The organism is Paenibacillus tundrae (assembly GCF_036884255.1).
In the GTDB taxonomy this organism is placed as follows: Bacteria; Bacillota; Bacilli; order Paenibacillales; family Paenibacillaceae; genus Paenibacillus.
Window position 1 is genome coordinate 2,444,903 of the sequence record NZ_CP145605.1, and the last position, 17,796, is coordinate 2,462,698.

At 44.4% G+C, this 17,796-nt stretch carries 16 protein-coding genes; 15 read left to right on the plus strand and 1 reads right to left on the minus strand.

Translation table 11 applies throughout. The features are described 5' to 3' along the window. Positions 1–48: 48 nt before the first annotated feature. Positions 49–477 (minus strand): organic hydroperoxide resistance protein, encoded by a 429-nt coding sequence (locus V6W81_RS10995; protein WP_338543163.1) that lies wholly within the window; start codon positions 475–477, stop codon positions 49–51. A gap of 224 nt (positions 478–701) precedes the next feature. Here V6W81_RS10995 and V6W81_RS11000 point away from each other — a divergent pair, with 224 nt between their 5' ends. From V6W81_RS11000 to fliI, 15 genes are all read left to right on the plus strand, one after another. Continuing rightward, a complete protein-coding gene (locus tag V6W81_RS11000) occupies positions 702–1,157 on the plus strand; it encodes a MarR family winged helix-turn-helix transcriptional regulator (RefSeq protein ID WP_056700555.1) in 456 nt (151 codons plus the stop codon). Positions 1,158–1,398: 241 nt separating this feature from the next. Next, on the plus strand, positions 1,399–2,559 hold the full coding sequence (gene sucC / locus V6W81_RS11005; RefSeq protein ID WP_056700556.1) for an ADP-forming succinate--CoA ligase subunit beta: 1,161 nt from the start codon (positions 1,399–1,401) through the stop codon (positions 2,557–2,559). A gap of 99 nt (positions 2,560–2,658) precedes the next feature. Continuing rightward, positions 2,659–3,588 (plus strand): succinate--CoA ligase subunit alpha, encoded by a 930-nt coding sequence (gene sucD, locus V6W81_RS11010; protein WP_056700558.1) that lies wholly within the window; start codon positions 2,659–2,661, stop codon positions 3,586–3,588. Positions 3,589–3,835: 247 nt separating this feature from the next. Further along, positions 3,836–4,966 carry a DNA-processing protein DprA gene (gene dprA / locus V6W81_RS11015; RefSeq protein WP_338543164.1) on the plus strand — a complete coding sequence of 377 codons (1,131 nt, stop codon included), beginning with the start codon at positions 3,836–3,838 and terminating at the stop codon, positions 4,964–4,966. A gap of 116 nt (positions 4,967–5,082) precedes the next feature. Next, positions 5,083–7,182: a type I DNA topoisomerase gene (topA, locus tag V6W81_RS11020; RefSeq protein WP_338543166.1), complete on the plus strand. Its 2,100-nt coding sequence runs from the start codon at positions 5,083–5,085 to the stop codon at positions 7,180–7,182. A gap of 15 nt (positions 7,183–7,197) precedes the next feature. Next, the gene (gene trmFO, locus V6W81_RS11025; protein WP_370874826.1) at positions 7,198–8,541 is read left to right on the plus strand and encodes an FADH(2)-oxidizing methylenetetrahydrofolate--tRNA-(uracil(54)-C(5))-methyltransferase TrmFO; all 1,344 of its coding nucleotides are present in this window, start codon (positions 7,198–7,200) and stop codon (positions 8,539–8,541) included. Between the two features lie 24 nt (positions 8,542–8,565). Next, the gene (gene hslV / locus V6W81_RS11030) at positions 8,566–9,108 is read left to right on the plus strand and encodes an ATP-dependent protease subunit HslV (protein WP_056700565.1); all 543 of its coding nucleotides are present in this window, start codon (positions 8,566–8,568) and stop codon (positions 9,106–9,108) included. 119 nt (positions 9,109–9,227) lie between these two features. After that, positions 9,228–10,628 carry an ATP-dependent protease ATPase subunit HslU gene (gene hslU, locus V6W81_RS11035; RefSeq protein WP_338543169.1) on the plus strand — a complete coding sequence of 467 codons (1,401 nt, stop codon included), beginning with the start codon at positions 9,228–9,230 and terminating at the stop codon, positions 10,626–10,628. 1,006 nt (positions 10,629–11,634) lie between these two features. Continuing rightward, entirely contained in the window at positions 11,635–12,042 is a 408-nt protein-coding gene (gene flgB, locus V6W81_RS11040; protein ID WP_145046293.1) for a flagellar basal body rod protein FlgB, read from the plus strand. Between the two features lie 5 nt (positions 12,043–12,047). Further along, entirely contained in the window at positions 12,048–12,500 is a 453-nt protein-coding gene (gene flgC / locus V6W81_RS11045; RefSeq protein WP_338543170.1) for a flagellar basal body rod protein FlgC, read from the plus strand. Positions 12,501–12,562: 62 nt separating this feature from the next. After that, a complete protein-coding gene (gene fliE / locus V6W81_RS11050) occupies positions 12,563–12,874 on the plus strand; it encodes a flagellar hook-basal body complex protein FliE (RefSeq protein WP_056700575.1) in 312 nt (103 codons plus the stop codon). A gap of 147 nt (positions 12,875–13,021) precedes the next feature. Beyond that, on the plus strand, positions 13,022–14,605 hold the full coding sequence (gene fliF / locus V6W81_RS11055) for a flagellar basal-body MS-ring/collar protein FliF (protein ID WP_338543172.1): 1,584 nt from the start codon (positions 13,022–13,024) through the stop codon (positions 14,603–14,605). Between the two features lie 11 nt (positions 14,606–14,616). After that, positions 14,617–15,633: a flagellar motor switch protein FliG gene (gene fliG, locus V6W81_RS11060; RefSeq protein ID WP_056700579.1), complete on the plus strand. Its 1,017-nt coding sequence runs from the start codon at positions 14,617–14,619 to the stop codon at positions 15,631–15,633. Next, positions 15,626–16,480 (plus strand): FliH/SctL family protein, encoded by an 855-nt coding sequence (locus tag V6W81_RS11065; RefSeq protein WP_145046298.1) that lies wholly within the window; start codon positions 15,626–15,628, stop codon positions 16,478–16,480. The genes fliG and V6W81_RS11065 overlap by 8 nt, the downstream gene beginning before the upstream one ends. Next, positions 16,467–17,786, plus strand: a complete 1,320-nt coding sequence (fliI, locus tag V6W81_RS11070) for a flagellar protein export ATPase FliI (protein ID WP_128101398.1) — start codon at positions 16,467–16,469, stop codon at positions 17,784–17,786. Before V6W81_RS11065 ends, fliI begins: the two co-directional genes overlap by 14 nt. Positions 17,787–17,796: the final 10 nt, after the last annotated feature.

Below are 17,796 nucleotides of genomic sequence, written 5' to 3' on the forward strand. Positions count from 1 at the left end.
AAAACCAAACGTCTTATATATAAGGCATGTAAATGAAATATTAATGTTTTAAAGTACGTTCAGTTCAACAACAATGTTTCCACGGGTTGCACGGGAATAAGGGCATGCTTGGTGAGCAGCTTCGACTAATTTTGCAGCAGTTTCTTTGTCTACACCTTTGGCTAGAACGTCCAGTGTAGCCGCGATTCCAAAGCCACCATCTTCAACTTTGCCAAAGTGAACGGTAGCCGTTACCTCTGTACCTTCCAATTTAATCTTCTGCATACGAGCTACCATGTTGAGTGCACTGTCAAAACAAGCTGCGTAACCTGCCGCAAATAATTGCTCAGGATTCGTGCCTTCACCGCCAGCACCACCCATTTCTTTAGGGGTACGTACGTCTAGTCGAAGTTCAGGGCTGGAGGATTCTACATAACCGTTACGTCCGCCTACGGCTTTAACTGTCGTTTCATACATTTTTTGTTGGATCGTCATCATATTATTTCACTCCTAAGCAAACAATTATATTTTATACAATTTAATTTAACATGATTAAATATAAAAGTAAAATACTTTGTGCTCAATTATTCTGTTTTTTTTCTAATTTGTGATAAGATAGATCTAGAGTTTCTAATCATTCGCAACTTCAAGTAGATAACTTAGGCGTGAAAATGCGGATTAATTAGGAATTGAATGTACAATTAGGCAGGTGAGATCAAGATATGCAGAACGATTCATTGAAGTTGGATAACCAATTATGCTTTGCCATATATGCTTGTTCACGGGAAATTACCAAGATGTACCAGCCTTATCTAGAGGTGCTGGGTGTAACATACTCGCAGTATTTAGTGCTGATGGTGCTGTGGGAGCGTGAAGAATGTACGGTGAAAGAAATCGGAGAGGCGCTTTATCTCGATTCGGGGACGTTGACTCCTCTGCTGAAACGCTTGCAATCCGCAGGTCACATCCATCGTGAACGCTCAGCGCAGGATGAGCGTAAAGTGCTTATTACATTAACCGACTCAGGTAGGGAATTACGGAACAAAGCTTTGGCTATACCGTCTTCCATCCAAGGAGATGCTTGTTTGAATAGTACCGAGTTTGAGGCTTTGCTAGGACAGTTCAAAGGGCTTTTGCATAAGGTGCATGAGACCAATATGAAAGAGTCCAGAAAATAACCTCCAAAATGATGACGAACCTTCGACATATTAGTCGGAGGTTTTTCCATTTATATCCAAGCATTCGCTAAATGGGATGATATCCATATCAAAATGCTGTCTATTAACCATTAATTTTTTAAGGAAAGCGTTTTAAAAACGTGTTACAATGAATTGGGTTTAAGTAAAAATAGTCAACATTTGTCTTTTGTTAGTCAACCAACCCGCCTTGTTGCAGTCATGTTGATAGGAGGATTCGAGAATGAATATCCATGAATATCAAGGAAAAGAAGTACTGAAACAGTATGGAGTTGCCGTTCCTAATGGAAAGGTTGCTTATACAGTCGATGAAGCGGTCGCGGCCGCAGAGGCACTGGGCAGTCCGGTGACTGTAGTCAAAGCGCAAATTCACGCAGGTGGCCGGGGTAAAGCCGGCGGTGTGAAAGTGGCGAAGAGCACGGATGAGGTTCGTGCGTATGCATCTGAAATTTTGGGGAAAGTGTTGGTTACACACCAAACTGGACCTGAAGGTAAAGAAGTGAAGCGTCTTCTGATTGAAGAAGGATGCGATATCCGCAAAGAATACTATGTGGGTGTTGTTGTAGACCGCGCTACGGGACGTGTCGTTATGATGGCTTCCGAAGAGGGCGGTACGGAGATCGAAGAAGTGGCTGAAGCTACACCTGAGAAAATTTTCAAAGAAATCGTTGATCCTGCAATTGGATTGCAAGTGTTCCAAGCACGTAAACTGGCTTACAGCATTAATATTCCGAATGAATTAGTTAACAAAGCTGTGAAGTTCATGCTTGCGTTGTACAAAGCATTTGTCGAAAAAGATTGCTCCATCGCTGAGATTAACCCTCTCGTTGTTACAGGAGATGGAAACGTTATCGCACTGGATGCGAAACTCAATTTTGACTCCAATGCGCTGTTCCGTCACAAAGACATTTTGGAACTTCGTGATCTGGACGAAGAAGACGAAAAAGAAATCGAAGCTTCGAAATACGACCTCAGCTACATAGCGCTGGATGGAAACATCGGCTGTATGGTTAATGGTGCGGGACTTGCGATGGCAACGATGGACATTATCAAATATTATGGAGGCGACCCAGCCAACTTCCTAGATGTTGGGGGCGGTGCGACAACGGAGAAAGTGACAGAAGCATTTAAGATCATTCTGTCTGATGCTAAAGTTGCAGGTATCTTCGTTAATATTTTCGGTGGTATCATGCGCTGTGATGTCATTGCCAATGGTGTGGTTGAAGCTGCGAAGCAGCTTGGACTTACGAAACCACTGGTTGTCCGTCTTGAAGGAACGAACGTGGAGCTTGGTAAGCGTATTTTGGGTGAATCCGGCCTGAATATCGTACCAGCTGACTCCATGGCCGATGGTGCACAGAAAATTGTTGCCCTCGTGAAGTAAGCTCATTCCTGGGAAGGTTGCACCCGAGTAGTGCAACAAACTTCCTTAGTACCGGAGCTGTCCGGCACTTGAAAAATAACCGTAAGGATGTGAAGCAACGTGAGTATTTTGATTGATAAAAATACAAAAGTCATTACGCAAGGCATTACGGGTTCAACGGGAATGTTCCACACGAAGGGCGCATTGGACTACGGAACCCAGATGGTAGGCGGTGTTACTCCGGGTAAAGGCGGAACCAATGTTGATATCACACTGGAAGATGGCCAAGTGGTGAGTCTCCCGGTATTTAATACGGTGCAGGAAGCGAAGGAAGCGACTGGCGCAACAGCGAGCGTCATTTATGTTCCCCCAGCGTTCGCAGCAGATTCAATCATGGAAGCTGTAGATGCAGAGCTGGATCTTGTCATCTGTATCACAGAAGGTATTCCTGTGCTTGACATGGTCAAGGTAGATCGTTTTATGGAAGGCAAAAATACCGTCCTGATCGGCCCTAACTGTCCAGGTGTCATTACACCAGGCGAGTGTAAAATCGGAATTATGCCAGGATACATCCATATGCCTGGACATGTTGGTGTTGTTTCCCGTAGTGGAACATTGACGTATGAAGCTGTACATCAACTCACCACTCGTGGTATTGGACAATCCTCTGCTGTCGGAATCGGTGGAGACCCTGTTAAGGGCTCTGAGTTTATTGATATTCTCAAACGGTTCAATGAAGATCCGCAGACTCATGCAGTCATTATGATTGGTGAGATTGGTGGTACTGCTGAAGAGGATGCAGCAGAATGGGTGGCAGCTAACATGACCAAACCTGTTGTAGGGTTCATCGGTGGTGTTACAGCTCCTCCAGGCAAACGTATGGGTCATGCTGGCGCAATCATTTCTGGTGGTAAAGGTACGGCTAAGGAAAAAATTGCGAAGCTTGAATCTTGCGGTATCAAGGTTGCGCCTACGCCAGCCGAGATGGGATCTACACTTGTCAGTGTGCTTGAAGAACGTGGTATTCTGAATTTGTGCACGACACATTAATTCTTTTCCGTTATAATAGAAGAAACGGTATAGGAAACTCGGTTTCCTTGTAACCGACTTTGTGGATACGGAAAAGGTAAGCAACCTTTTGTCCTAATTTAGGGCGAAGGGTTGCTTTTTTGCGTTTTTTTACTCGGCTTACTAGCGAACAGGGAGAGATTCTTTTGGAGTAAACGCTTGCAATCCGTTGTCACAGCCTACACAATATGAGGGAAGGACTTCTTCCCGGATCGGGAGGTTTTTGTTTATGGAGGAGAGATGGGTTTTATTTGGTTTGCATGAGATGGATGGGGTCGGTAAGAAAACGATCGCGAAGCTATTATCTGGACAGCATAAGCTCCAAGAGCTATTAGATTATACGGAAGCCGATTGGTTGCAGGCGGGTCTGAGGAAGGATCAAGCGCATCGCCTTGCCGTGCAGTTTGACCTTGACTGGATAGAGCAAAAACGCGAGAACGTTTACAAACAGGGGATTGAGGTTATAACTTATCTGGATTCCAATTACCCTATATTAATGAAGGAAACCGTTCAGCCTCCATGGGTATTATATGGTCGTGGAGATATGCAGCTGCTGCATTCTAAGTCCATCGCGATGGTAGGTACCCGTATGCCGACTGTATATGGTCGTAAAGTTGGAGAGCGACTGGCCGAGGAATTGTGCAAGGCAGGCTTGACCATTGTCAGTGGACTGGCTAGAGGTATTGATAGCGTGTGTCATGATGCTGCTTTGCGTGCAGGTGGCAAAACGATTGCAGTATTCGGAACAGGCATAGATTCGATCTATCCGCCTGAAAATAATAGTTTGGCTGAACGCATTGCCGAAACGGGTCTACTTTTGTCAGAATACCCTCCAGGTACTCGAGCTCACCAGGGGTTGTTCCCCGAACGGAACCGAATTATTGCTGGCTTAAGTCTAGGAACGTTGGTGGTAGAAGCTGACATTCGTAGTGGCTCACTCATAACGGCTGATGCAGCATTGGATGCGGGTAGAGATGTATTTGCAGTGCCAGGTCCTATTACATCGCCGAAGAGCAGAGGGTCACATAATCTCATTCGACAGGGCGCAAAATTGGTCACTTCTGCAGCCGATCTGTTAGAAGAGTATCAAATGGACTTGCCAAATCCCGAACAAGTTCCTTACAATAGAGGACGTTCGACGCAAAATAAACAGTCTGTTACAGCGGGAATGTTTCCTCCGGCAACGCTCTCTTCGGACGAGCAGAGAGTAATTGCCATACTGCAACAGGAGGAACAGTCCTTAGATCAACTTGTTGAACGGCTTAGTTGGGATTTTGGACATTTGCATTCAGTTCTGTTATCTTTAATCATAAAAAAGCAGATTAGCCAATTACCTGGAACTAGATATGCAAGGGTATGACGATGCTGTGACGTATGCAGCGTGTGAATATAGATTATTAACGGAAGTTAACGGCTATGATGAGCATTACTATGAATTGGAACCAAGCAGTTTCATGACTGAGAGGAGATGGACCTATGGCGGATTCACTCGTAATCGTGGAGTCGCCCTCAAAGGCGAAGACCATTGGCAAATATTTAGGCAGCAAGTTCATCGTTAAGGCTTCGATGGGACATGTGCGTGATTTGCCGAAAAGTCAGATCGGCGTTGAGGTTGAGAATGATTTTAATCCGAAATATATTACGATCCGCGGCAAAGGTTCGATTTTGAAAGAACTGAAAGATGCACGTAAGAAAGTGAAAAAAGTGTACCTCGCAGCTGACCCGGATCGCGAAGGTGAGGCTATTGCATGGCATTTGGCCCATGCCTTGGAACTTGATGATACAGAAGATTGCCGCGTTGTATTTAATGAGATTACTAAACAAGCCGTCAAGGATGCGTTCAAAACGCCGCGCAAAATCAATATGGATCTGGTTAATGCGCAGCAGGCAAGACGTATTCTGGATCGGCTCGTAGGATATAAGATTAGCCCTTTATTATGGAAGAAAGTCAAAAAAGGACTATCGGCTGGTCGGGTTCAATCGGTAGCGGTCAAAATCATTTTGGATCGTGAAAATGAAATTGATGATTTTGTACCTGAAGAGTACTGGAGCATTACCGCTAAGCTGATAGCTGACGGAAACCCATTTGAAGCTAAATTTCATCAGTTGAACGGCACCAAGACCGAACTGGGTAGCGAAGCTGAAGTGCAGGCGATCCTAAAACAGATCGAGGGCGCTGACTTTACGGTCAAAGAAGTGAAAGAGAAGGAACGTAGTCGGAATCCTTCCGCTCCGTTTACGACGAGTTCCTTGCAACAGGAAGCCGCTCGTAAATTGAATTTCAGAGCTTCTAAGACCATGTCCGTTGCACAACAGCTGTATGAAGGCGTAGACCTGGGAAAAGAAGGCACAGTGGGTCTCATCACGTATATGAGAACCGATTCCACACGAATCGCAGCGTCTGCACAGGAAGAAGCAAAGGAATACATCATTGGCAAGTACGGCGAACCATTTGCGCCTGAAACACCTAGAAACTATTCCAAAAAGGCAGCTAATGCACAGGATGCGCATGAAGCTATTCGTCCTACGTCCATTTTGCGCGATCCGGATTCGATTAAATCATTTATGAGCCGGGATCAATTCCGCTTATATAAATTAATCTGGGAACGTTTTGTCGCAAGTCAGATGTCATCCGCTATTCTAGACACACTGTCTGTTGATATTGCTGTCGGAGATACGATCTTCCGCGCTGCGGGCTCCAAAGTTCGCTTCCAAGGTTTCATGAAGGTATATGTGGAAGGTAACGATGACGGTACAACAGAAGAAGATCGCTTGCTTCCTCCTCTGAAAAATGGAGATGTACTGGAGAAACAGGAGATCGAGCCGAAGCAGCACTTCACACAGCCACCACCGCGTTATACCGAGGCTAGGCTGGTTAAGACTCTTGAAGAACTGGGCATAGGTCGTCCGAGTACATATGCGCCAACACTGGAAACGATTCAGAAGCGCGGGTATGTTGCGATCGAGGAAAAGAAATTCATGCCTACAGAGTTAGGTGAGCTTGTCATAGAACAGATGGAAGAGTTTTTCCCAGAAATTCTTAATGTAGAGTTTACTGCCAACATGGAAGGTGACCTTGACCATGTAGAAGAAGGCTCTGAGGATTGGGTCAAGGTTCTCGCGGAATTTTACGAATCCTTCGAGAAACGACTTGAATTTGCAGAAGAAGAAATGAAGGAAATTGAGATTGAAGATGAAGTTTCTGATGAAATCTGCGAGAAGTGCGGTAAACATTTAGTTTACAAGCTTGGCCGTTTTGGTAAGTTTTTGGCTTGTTCTGGCTTCCCGGAGTGTCGGAATACCAAACCAATTATTAAGGATATCGGCGTGACTTGTCCGAAATGTAAGGAAGGGCATGTTGTAGAGCGACGGAGCAAAAAGGGACGTGTATTCTATGGATGTGACAAGTATCCTGAATGTGACTTTGTCTCGTGGGATAAGCCATCAGCGAAGCCATGTCCAAGCTGCGGTTCGTTAATGATTGAGAAGCGCAATAAGCAAGGTACACGATTACAATGTACGTCCTGTGACCATCAGGAACCTGTGGAAGAAGCAGACGAGGAATCAGCGGATTAGCATATATGGGGGTAAATGATTTTGACTAACGAACAACAAGTAACGGTTATTGGAGCAGGTCTGGCAGGAACAGAAGCAGCTTGGCAGATTGCGAGTCGCGGTGTACGTGTGAAACTATACGAGATGAGACCGGTTGTGAAAACACCGGCTCATCATACAGATAAATTTGCAGAGCTGGTATGCAGTAACTCACTGCGTGCTAACGGACTGACCAATGCAGTAGGTGTTCTTAAGGAAGAAATGAGAATGCTTAACTCTCTTGTTCTTGGAGCAGCAGATAAGCATGCTGTACCAGCAGGTGGAGCACTTGCGGTTGACCGTGATGGATTCTCGGGGGAGATTACTTCTACGCTGCAACAGCATCCTTTAATTGAGGTTGTCAATGAAGAACTGACTTCCCTTCCGGAAGATGGCATCGTAGTTGTTGCAACAGGGCCTTTGACATCTCCTGCATTATCGGAGCAGATCAAAGCACTCATGGGAGAGGAATACTTCTACTTCTATGATGCGGCTGCACCAATCATTGAAAAAGACTCGATCGACATGAATAAAGTCTACCTAGCTTCCCGTTATGATAAGGGAGAGGCGGCATATCTGAACTGTCCGATGACAGAAGAGGAATTTGATGTATTCTACGATGCATTGATTACCGCTGAGGTCGCTCAATTAAAAGAGTTTGAGAAAGAGATTTACTTTGAAGGCTGTATGCCAATCGAAGTGATGATGAAACGTGGTAAACAAACAGCATTGTTTGGACCGATGAAGCCCGTAGGTCTAGTTAACCCACATACAGGAACACTTCCACATGCGGTAGTTCAACTTAGACAGGATAATGCTGCAGGAACGTTGTATAATCTGGTTGGATTCCAGACACATCTGAAGTGGGGAGAACAAAAACGTGTGTTTTCATTGATTCCTGGTCTTGAAAATGCAGAGTTTGTACGTTACGGCGTGATGCATCGCAATACATTTATTAATTCTCCAAAATTGTTGCGTCCAACGTATCAATTTAAAGACCGTCCTAACCTGTTCTTCGCTGGACAAATGACAGGTGTTGAAGGATATGTCGAATCGGCTGCATCAGGTCTTATTGCAGGTATGAATGCTGCAAAAGCAGCTCTCGGTCAGGAACTTGTAGTACTGCCAGTAGAAACAACACTGGGTAGTATGGCACAATATATTACGACTGCTGATTTTAAACACTTCCAGCCTATGAATGCAAACTTTGGTTTGTTGCCGAAACTGGAAACCAAAATACGCAACAAAAAGGAAAAGAATGAAGCTCTTGCTCAGCGTGCATTGGATGGAATTGCTCGGTTTGCTGCTTCAGAAGGTCTAACCGTTCCTGAACGCGTATAAATTATTCGTGGGGGAGGCTATATCATGGATATGTCATTTCATGCCACTACGATCTGTGCAGTGCGCCATAATGGCAAGGCAGCGATTGCTGGAGATGGTCAAGTGACCATGGGGCAAAGTGTTGTTATGAAGAATACCGCCAAAAAGGTAAGACGTTTGTATCGCGGACAGGTCGTTGCTGGTTTTGCCGGCTCTGTGGCAGATGCGATTACACTCTTTGAGAAATTCGAAGGCAAGTTAGAGGAGCACCATGGTAATTTACAGCGGGCTGCTGTAGAGCTTGCCAAAGACTGGAGACAGGATCGGATACTCCGTAAGCTTGAAGCGCTCTTAATCGTTATGGACAAAACAGGGATGTTGCTCATCTCTGGTGGTGGCGAGATCATCGAGCCGGATGATGATGTTATTGCCATAGGATCAGGAGGAAACTTCGCTCTATCCGCAGCACGAGCGTTGAAACGACATGCAGGGAATTTGGAAGCCAAAGATATTGCGCGTGAATCACTCCAAATTGCAGCAGAATTGTGCGTGTACACCAATACGAATATCATTGTAGAAGAGTTGTAATATAACCCCGCAAAATGGAGCCTGACCCCGGTCATTTTTCCTCATGTTTTGCGGGGTTCTCCCTAATTTGGGTCATGAATAGGTTTGAAAATTAAGTATACCAGTAGGAGGGAAGCTATATGCAATCACAAGCGCTAACACCTAGACAAATTGTTGCAGAGCTCGATAAATACATCGTTGGTCAAAAACAAGCCAAGAAATCCGTAGCGGTGGCTCTTCGTAACCGTTATCGTCGTAGCTTGCTACCCGAGCAAACCCAGGATGATATTGTACCCAAAAATATCCTGATGATTGGACCTACAGGTGTAGGTAAAACAGAGATTGCCCGTCGGTTAGCTAAGCTCGTGGGCGCTCCATTTGTTAAAGTAGAAGCAACGAAATTTACTGAAGTGGGTTACGTGGGTCGTGATGTTGAGTCCATGGTTCGTGATCTCATTGAAACGTCCTTGCGCATGGTTAAATTGGAGCGGACAGAAAAGGTGAAAGACAAAGCCGAAGAAGCTGCCAACGAGCGAATTGTACATATTTTGGCTCCTTCACAATCCAAATCCAAAAATCAGCGGAATCCATTTGAGATGATCTTCGGAAATAATGGTAATCATGTCCCAGAGCAAGAAGAAGCTGAGCCAGATACAAATGTGGCTGAGCGCCGCCGTAAGATTAAATTTGATCTGCTATCAGGCAAGCTAGAGGACGATGTTATAGAGATTGATGTAGAGGATACAACACCTAACATGATGGATATGTTTGCTGGTCAGGGTAATGATCAGATGGGAATGAACATGCAGGAGATGTTTGGTAGCTTGTTGCCTCGGCGTACCAAGAAGCGCAAATTGGCTATTAAAGAAGCTCGAAAAGTGCTCATTCAGGAAGAAGCAAGCAAATTAATCGATATGGATGACGTGACCCAGGAATCAATCCGGAGAGCAGAACAAACTGGAATTATCTTCATTGATGAAATCGACAAGGTAGCAAGCCAAGGACGCGGAAGTGGCCCTGACGTCTCACGTGAAGGTGTACAGCGGGATATTCTGCCTATCGTTGAAGGTTCAACTGTGATGACAAAATATGGGCCTGTCAAAACCGATTATATTCTGTTTATGGCTGCAGGCGCATTTCATGTGGCTAAGCCCTCAGATCTGATTCCAGAGCTTCAGGGGCGATTCCCGATTCGTGTAGAATTAAATAGCCTCACACTGGATGAATTTGTATCCATATTGACTGAACCGAAAAATGCATTAACGAAGCAATATGTCGATTTATTGCGTACAGAGAATATTGAAATTGAGTTTTCGGACGAAGCCATTCGAGAGATTGCTAAACTTGCAGAGTCCGTAAACCAGAATACGGAGAATATTGGCGCACGTCGTCTGCACACGATTCTGGAGAAACTACTTGAAGACTTGTCCTTTGAGGCAGCTGAGCTCACGTTAGAGCGTATGGTAATCACTCCAGAGTATGTTCGTGAGAAATTGAATGATATCGCTCTGGATCGTGATCTGAGCCAGTACATTCTATAGATCAGCTATAGCTGACTTGTCATTTTGACATCGATTAGACAATGACGGTATACATGGATAAACAATCACATTTTAAGTTATTCGTGGGTATGACAATCCTACAATGGCTTGTAAGTGTGCTATCTATCCGGAGGTATACCGTCTTTTTGTATTGAACGAAAAGATCCTGTTTAACAAATTCAGCTAATTAAACAAAGGTAAAGAACCGATAATTAGGTGTAAGTAGATTATTGGTAAGTGACATATAGGACTTGTGCCGCAGATCGGGCATAATTCGCTCGACAAAAGTAAGTTATAGCGTGTTCAGGTGTGGAACCTCTTCCAATATAAGGGTTTTGTTTTAACCAAGTCTGACGATAGGTTTTATGAAGAATGAGAGAAAATTTGCGCAAATGTGCAAAAAGTGGGTTTGGAGAAAATTCTGGAATAACAAACTACTTTCCAAGAAATCAATCTACATACAAGTTGATAATTGTTAAAAAAGTGTTGTGGAAAAAGAGAAGAATTGAAGTAACAAAGATTGTTTTTAAGTCAAAATTTTATTACACAGAAATGCTATTCCAAAAGTGAGATTATTGGAAAAACCTTATTATATCGGCGATTAGCTATATCATCAAAAGGGATGAGCTAATCAATCATGCTGCTATTTTGTAAAGGTTGCGTAAGAAACTAAGGGGAGAATCATTTTTTTTATTTTAAGAATGTTTAAGTGCAGGATGATTGGATGTTAGAAAGTTTTTGTTTTGGGCCTCATCATTTACGAAAAAAATCATAATTTGCAGAAAATACACAAAAAGCCCTCTATTACAGAAAAGATAGGGCTTTTTTCTTATTGTAATAAATCCCAATCTCGAAGAAACTTATCATATACGACAACATCAGAGTTAATTCTACTTAAGTCCTAGAAAAACGTGTAAAAGCGAATGTTTTTGTCGAAAAAACATAAGCGATTAAAAGGAAGAAGATGCAATCTTTTTCCATAATTTCTAAGGAGAGGAGGGAAAATATGAATCTTTTGAATGATATTAGCTTCCAGAGGTTACAAGGTGCACTTGATGCGTCGAATATGAGACAACGTACGATTGCAGACAATGTTGCAAATGCGGACACCCCGTACTTTAAGCGTTCTAACGTCGCTTTTGAAGAAATGTTGCAGCAGCAAATGGATGGAGATACGCCTGTTCTTAGGGGGAAAGTAACGGATTCAAGGCATTTTGTCATAGGCCCTTCCTCTTCCGTACCTACACCAGTAGTCAATTTGGATCATTCTACATCGATGAATAATAACCAGAATAATGTCGATATCGACAGAGAAATGAGTCTTCTGGCGGACAACCAATTGCGCTACAGTGCTTATATCCAGCAAGTAAATGAACAGATCAAAATGATGCGTGTTGGCGTTGAAGGGAGATAGCTAAGGTGAACATCAGTAATAGCTTTGGGATTAGTGCATCGGCTCTAACGGCTCAACGTTTGCGAATGGACGTGATTTCTTCCAATATTGCCAACGCAGAGACAACGCGTGCCAGTGTAGTTAATGGGGAGGCCGTTCCTTATAAGAGGAAAATGGTTGTTCTTGAGCCCAACAAATCCTCGTTTAGTAGCATGCTTCAAAGCCAAATGAGAGACGGTGGAACGGGAGAGGGTGTTAGAGTTTCTGAGATTCGTGATGATCAATCTCCGCTCAAGCCTGTATACGATCCGACACATCCAGATGCAAATGCGGACGGGTATGTATTTATGCCTAACGTTGACATTGCGAAAGAGATGGTGGATATGATCTCTGCTACGCGGTCATACGAGGCTAACGTTACTGCTTTGAATTCAACTAAAGCCATGATATCTAAGGCATTGGAGATTGGTAGAGCCTAGTTAAACAGAAATGAAATTAATTCTTCTTAAGCTGAAGAAAGAGATGAAGGGGAGGGACATTAATGATTCAGAACAACATGTTTAACACACAGGGGATTCAACCGCTCCAGATGCAAAATGCTTCCGTTAGCAAACCCTCAACACCAGCCGAAACTATCGAGAGCTTCGGTACATACTTACAAGAAGCGTTAGGCTCCGTAGCTGCACAGGAATCCCAAGCACATGAGATGTCTAACCAGTTTTTGGTTGGAAAAGTGAACGTCGATCAAGTGATGATCGCATCAGAACAAGCTCTACTGGGTTTGCAACTGACGACTCAGGTCCGAAACAAAGTAGTCGAAGCATACCAAGAAATTATGCGTACGCAATTGTAAAATAGCATGCCTTGCGCTTCGATAACAGCGCTGATCAGTACAACAAGCAGCGTGATGCTGCTCCTAAAAGCCACGTTATTCTGTAACAAATGACCTACAGAAGTTGCTTCGGGACAGACTAAGCAAAGTTTCGGATGGGGTGACAGAGTGAATGAGAGAATTGCCCAGTACAAAGACAAGACGGTTCAGTACTGGAATAGTTTTAGCAAAAAACAAAAGGTGTTGCTGGTATCTACCTTTTTATTCTTAATCATGGCAGCAGTTGTTCTAACCATGCAACTCTCCAAAACGGAATATGAGGTGGCCTTCAGAGATCTAAACTCTAGTGATTCCGCGGGAGTTATCGCATACCTAGATTCAGCCAATATTCCTTACAAACTAAGTGCAGATGGCAAATCCATCTCCATTCCTAGTACGGATGTTGCAATTACGAAAGTGAATGTCGGATCACAAGGCATTATCCAGAACGGTTCGTTAGGTTATAAAGCATTCTCAGAATCCTCGTCTCCGATCGGGATGACGGATAAAGAATTTGATGTGAAATACAATAGTGCGTTAAACGGAGAAGTGGAGCAATTACTTCAACGGATGCAAGGAATTCAGGATGCCAAGGTGCTCGTTAATATGCCAAAAGATAACATCTTCGCTGGCTTAGAAGAGCAAGATAAAGCATCCGCATCTGTAGCCCTACAATTTAAACCGGGTTATCACCCAAATCAGGCTGCAGTTGATGGTTACTTTAATTTGGTTAAAACCGCTATTCCTAATCTACCGATAGAGAATATTACGATTACGAACACGGATGAAGCAGAGCTGATTCCATCAGCCCGCGGTGGCAGTGGTGGCTTGTCATCTGAAGTTCAAGAGAACATGGCACTGCAGAAAAAGTTTGAAAATGATGTTCGTAACAACGTTAAGCAATTCCTTTCACAGATCGTAGGCGAAGAAAAAGTTAATGTTCTTGTCGTTTCTACATTGAATTTTGACAAGGAAACTAGAACAGAAAATAGAGTAGAGCCTGTCGATGTGGAAAATATGAAAGGTATTGAGATTAGCGTACAAGAGATTCAGAAGAGTTATACCGGAGCGAGTACACCTACAGGTGGCGTAGCTGGTACGGGGCAGGAAGAAGTTCCTGGTTACCCATCGGCTGATGCGACAGGAAATTCAACCTCCGAAGAATCATCGAGTACTAAAAATTACGATGTTAACCGAATTGTTAAAGATATCGTGGCAAGTCCATATTCTGTAAAAGACTTAACCATTAACGTGGCTGTTGAACCACCGGCAGGTCAGACAGAATTGCAAGCACCGGTTCAAGATGCGATTGAAAATATCTTGGTGAATATCGTTCGTGCTTCACTTGCTGACACAGGCACGGTTATCACTGACGCGGATTTAGCTAAGAAAGTATCTGTCATCTCTCAAGGCTTCCAGACTACAGATACAGCGGATACAGGATTCCCACTTTCAACAGGAATGCTATGGGGCATAGGTGGACTGGTTGCAGCATTGATCGCAGCCGTTGTGATCCTGCTCGTACGCCGTCGCCGCAAACAGGATGAAGAAGAAGAAGAGGAAATCCCTCTTCCAGTAGCAACCGAGTTCCCGTCCATAACGTTGGACAGTGTAACGAACGAAAGTCAGGTGCGCAAACAATTGGAGAGTTTGGCGAAGAAAAAGCCAGACGAATTCGTCAATCTGCTGCGTACATGGCTGGCTGACGAATAGAGGTGGACGCATTGGCAAAGGCAAGCAATCAGGGACTAAGCGGAAGACAAAAAGCAGCAATTTTGCTCATCACACTTGGTCCAGAGGTATCGGCACAAATCTTCAAACATCTTCGTGATGAGGAAATAGAACAACTGACGTTGGAAATTGCCAACGTTCGTAAAGTGGATGCCGCGGAAAAAGACATGATTATGGCTGAATTTCATCAGATCTGCCTTGCTCAGGAATACATTTCTCAAGGCGGTATCACCTATGCAAGAGAGATTCTCGAGAAAGCACTGGGATCCTCGAAAGCTCTCGAAGTCATTAATCGCTTAACGGCCACACTACAAGTTAGACCATTCGACTTTGCTCGCAAAGCGGATCCGAATCAGATTTTGAACTTTATTCAAAATGAGAGCCCGCAAACGATTGCTTTGGTGCTTTCCTATCTGCAATTTGAGCAAGCTGCAGCAATCCTTTCCTCTTTACCACAGGAAAAACAAGCTGATGTGGCGAGAAGAGTTGCGGTCATGGATAGTACTTCTCCAGAAGTTATCGCACAGGTGGAACGAGTGTTGGAGCAAAAATTGTCTTCGACCGTTACGCAGGATTACACAAATGCTGGTGGTATCGAGTCAATCGTACAGATTTTGAACGGTGTAGACCGTGGTACAGAGCGTACGATTTTGGATTCTCTCGAGATACAAGATCCAGAGCTTGCCGAAGAAATCAAAAAACGGATGTTTGTCTTCGAAGATATCGTCAACGTCGACGACCGTTCGATTCAACGCATTATTCGCGATATCGACAACGCAGATTTGCAGTTGGCACTCAAAGTGGCCAGCGAGGAAGTACGCGATGCGGTGTTCCGGAATATGTCGAAACGGATGTCCGAAACGTTCAAGGAAGAGATGGAGTTCATGGGGCCTGTTCGATTGCGTGATGTGGAGGAAGCACAGACTCGTATCGTAGGTACAATCCGTAGGTTGGAAGAAGCTGGTGAGATCATTATCGCTCGTGGTGGAGGAGATGATATCATTGTCTAATTTGATTAAATCTTTCCAGTATGTTCCGGTGGATGACCGCAAACGACTAGAGAATCATCATCATTATGGAGATTCTGAAGCGGAATTCGAAGTGGAACGAGATGAAAGTGCTGAAGCAGAGCAACTGCAAGCACGTGTAGACGAGGAGTCACAACGACTCACTGCAGAGATGCTGGAGGATGCGAAGGAGTTTGCAGAAAAGCAGGTGCGCGAAGCTTCTGAGGAGGCGGAACGTTTGCTTCAAGAAGCCCGTGAGCAGATTGATAGCTGGTGGCAGGAACAACGCATGCAGGATGAACATCTTACTGAAGCGATGCGATCACAAGGCTTTCAGCAAGGGTTTGAAGAAGGCAAAGTACAGGCTGAACTGGATCTCCAAGTGCAGATCGAAGAGATGATGAAAGAAGCTCGTGAAGTTCTTGAAGAGGCTTATGTTGCTAAAGATCAGATTATTCAAGAAGCAGAACCATTTCTGGTTGATCTAGCATGCGGTATTGCAGAGAAGGTAATTGATATGCAACTTACTGTGGAGCCAGAACAAATGCTTGAATTAATTCGTCAAAATCTGTCGCGTAAACGGGAACAAGGAATGATCACGCTATGTGTATCACCAGATCAGTTCTCTTTTGTGCAAGCAGCACGGGAAGAGTTATCGCTCGCAATTGACTCGCAAGCTGAGTTGCAGATTTTGCCTGATGCGACCGTCAAAGACAAGGGATGTGTCATCCGTTCTTCCTTCGGGAGTGTGGATGCCCGTATTGATACCCAATTAACAGAGATTAAAAAGGAACTGATCCGTTTAGCACTTGAGGATGAGGGGCGAAGAAATCAACATGAAGGTTCTTAGTTCACAGCGTTATATGGAACATTTAAAAGGTTTTGACCCTGTCCGGGTTAACGGAAAAGTGACTCAGGTTATCGGATTAATGGTTGAATCTGAGGGGCCAGATGCAAGCATCGGTGACGTATGTTACATCTACCCTGGAAAATCAGCTAAGCCACTTCAGGCAGAGGTTGTTGGCTTCAGAGATAACAAAGTACTGTTAATGCCTTTAGGAGAATTGCAGTCGATCGGGCCAGGTTGTGATGTTGTAGGAACGGGCAAACCGCTTGGCGTACAAGTGGGTTCTGAACTGCTTGGCAAAGTGCTTGACGGCTTGGGACAGCCGCTCGATGGCTCACTTCTACCGTCAAGAATGCCTACGTATTCCACCTCGAATACACCCGTCAATCCGATGGATCGACCGAGAGTACTGGAGACAATGGGAGTTGGCGTTCGTGCCATTGATGGACTGCTAACTGTTGGTAAAGGTCAGCGGGTCGGGATTTTTGCAGGATCTGGTGTGGGTAAGAGTACCTTAATGGGTATGATTGCTCGGAATACAGCTGCTGACGTGAATGTAATTGCGCTTGTAGGTGAACGGGGACGTGAAGTTCGAGACTTTATCGAACGGGATCTAGGGCCAGAAGGATTAGAACGATCTGTCGTGATCGTAGCGACCTCCGATCAACCTGCCTTAATTCGGATTAAGGGAGCGGTCATTGCGACGACGATTGCAGAGTATTTCAGGGATAGAGGCATGAATGTCATGCTGATGATGGACTCTGTGACACGTTATGCAATGGCACAAAGGGAAGTTGGACTCGCTGTTGGTGAACCCCCTGCCATGAGAGGATATACGCCATCTGTTTTTGCTAGCCTTCCGAAATTGCTAGAGCGAGCAGGAACGGGGCCAACAGGTTCAATTACCGCCTTCTACACGGTCCTTGTTGATGGTGATGATATGAATGAACCGATTGCGGATGCCGTGAGGGGTATTCTGGATGGTCACATTGTATTGAACCGTGCTATTGCGAACAAAGGTCATTTTCCAGCCATCGATGTACTTGCGAGTATCAGCCGTGTCATGAAAGACATTGCACCTCAAGAGCAGATCGAAGCAACGAATAATATGAAGCGATTAATGGCTGTTTATAAAGAATCCGAGGACTTAATTAACATTGGAGCGTATCAGAGAGGTTCCAATGCTGCGATCGACGAGTCGATGGATCAGATTGATAACATTTGGAATTTTACCAAACAAAAAGTAGATGAAAAAGTGACACTGAGTGAAGTACAGGAACGTTTGATTCTTGAGTTTGCAAGGAGATGAATGAGTAAGC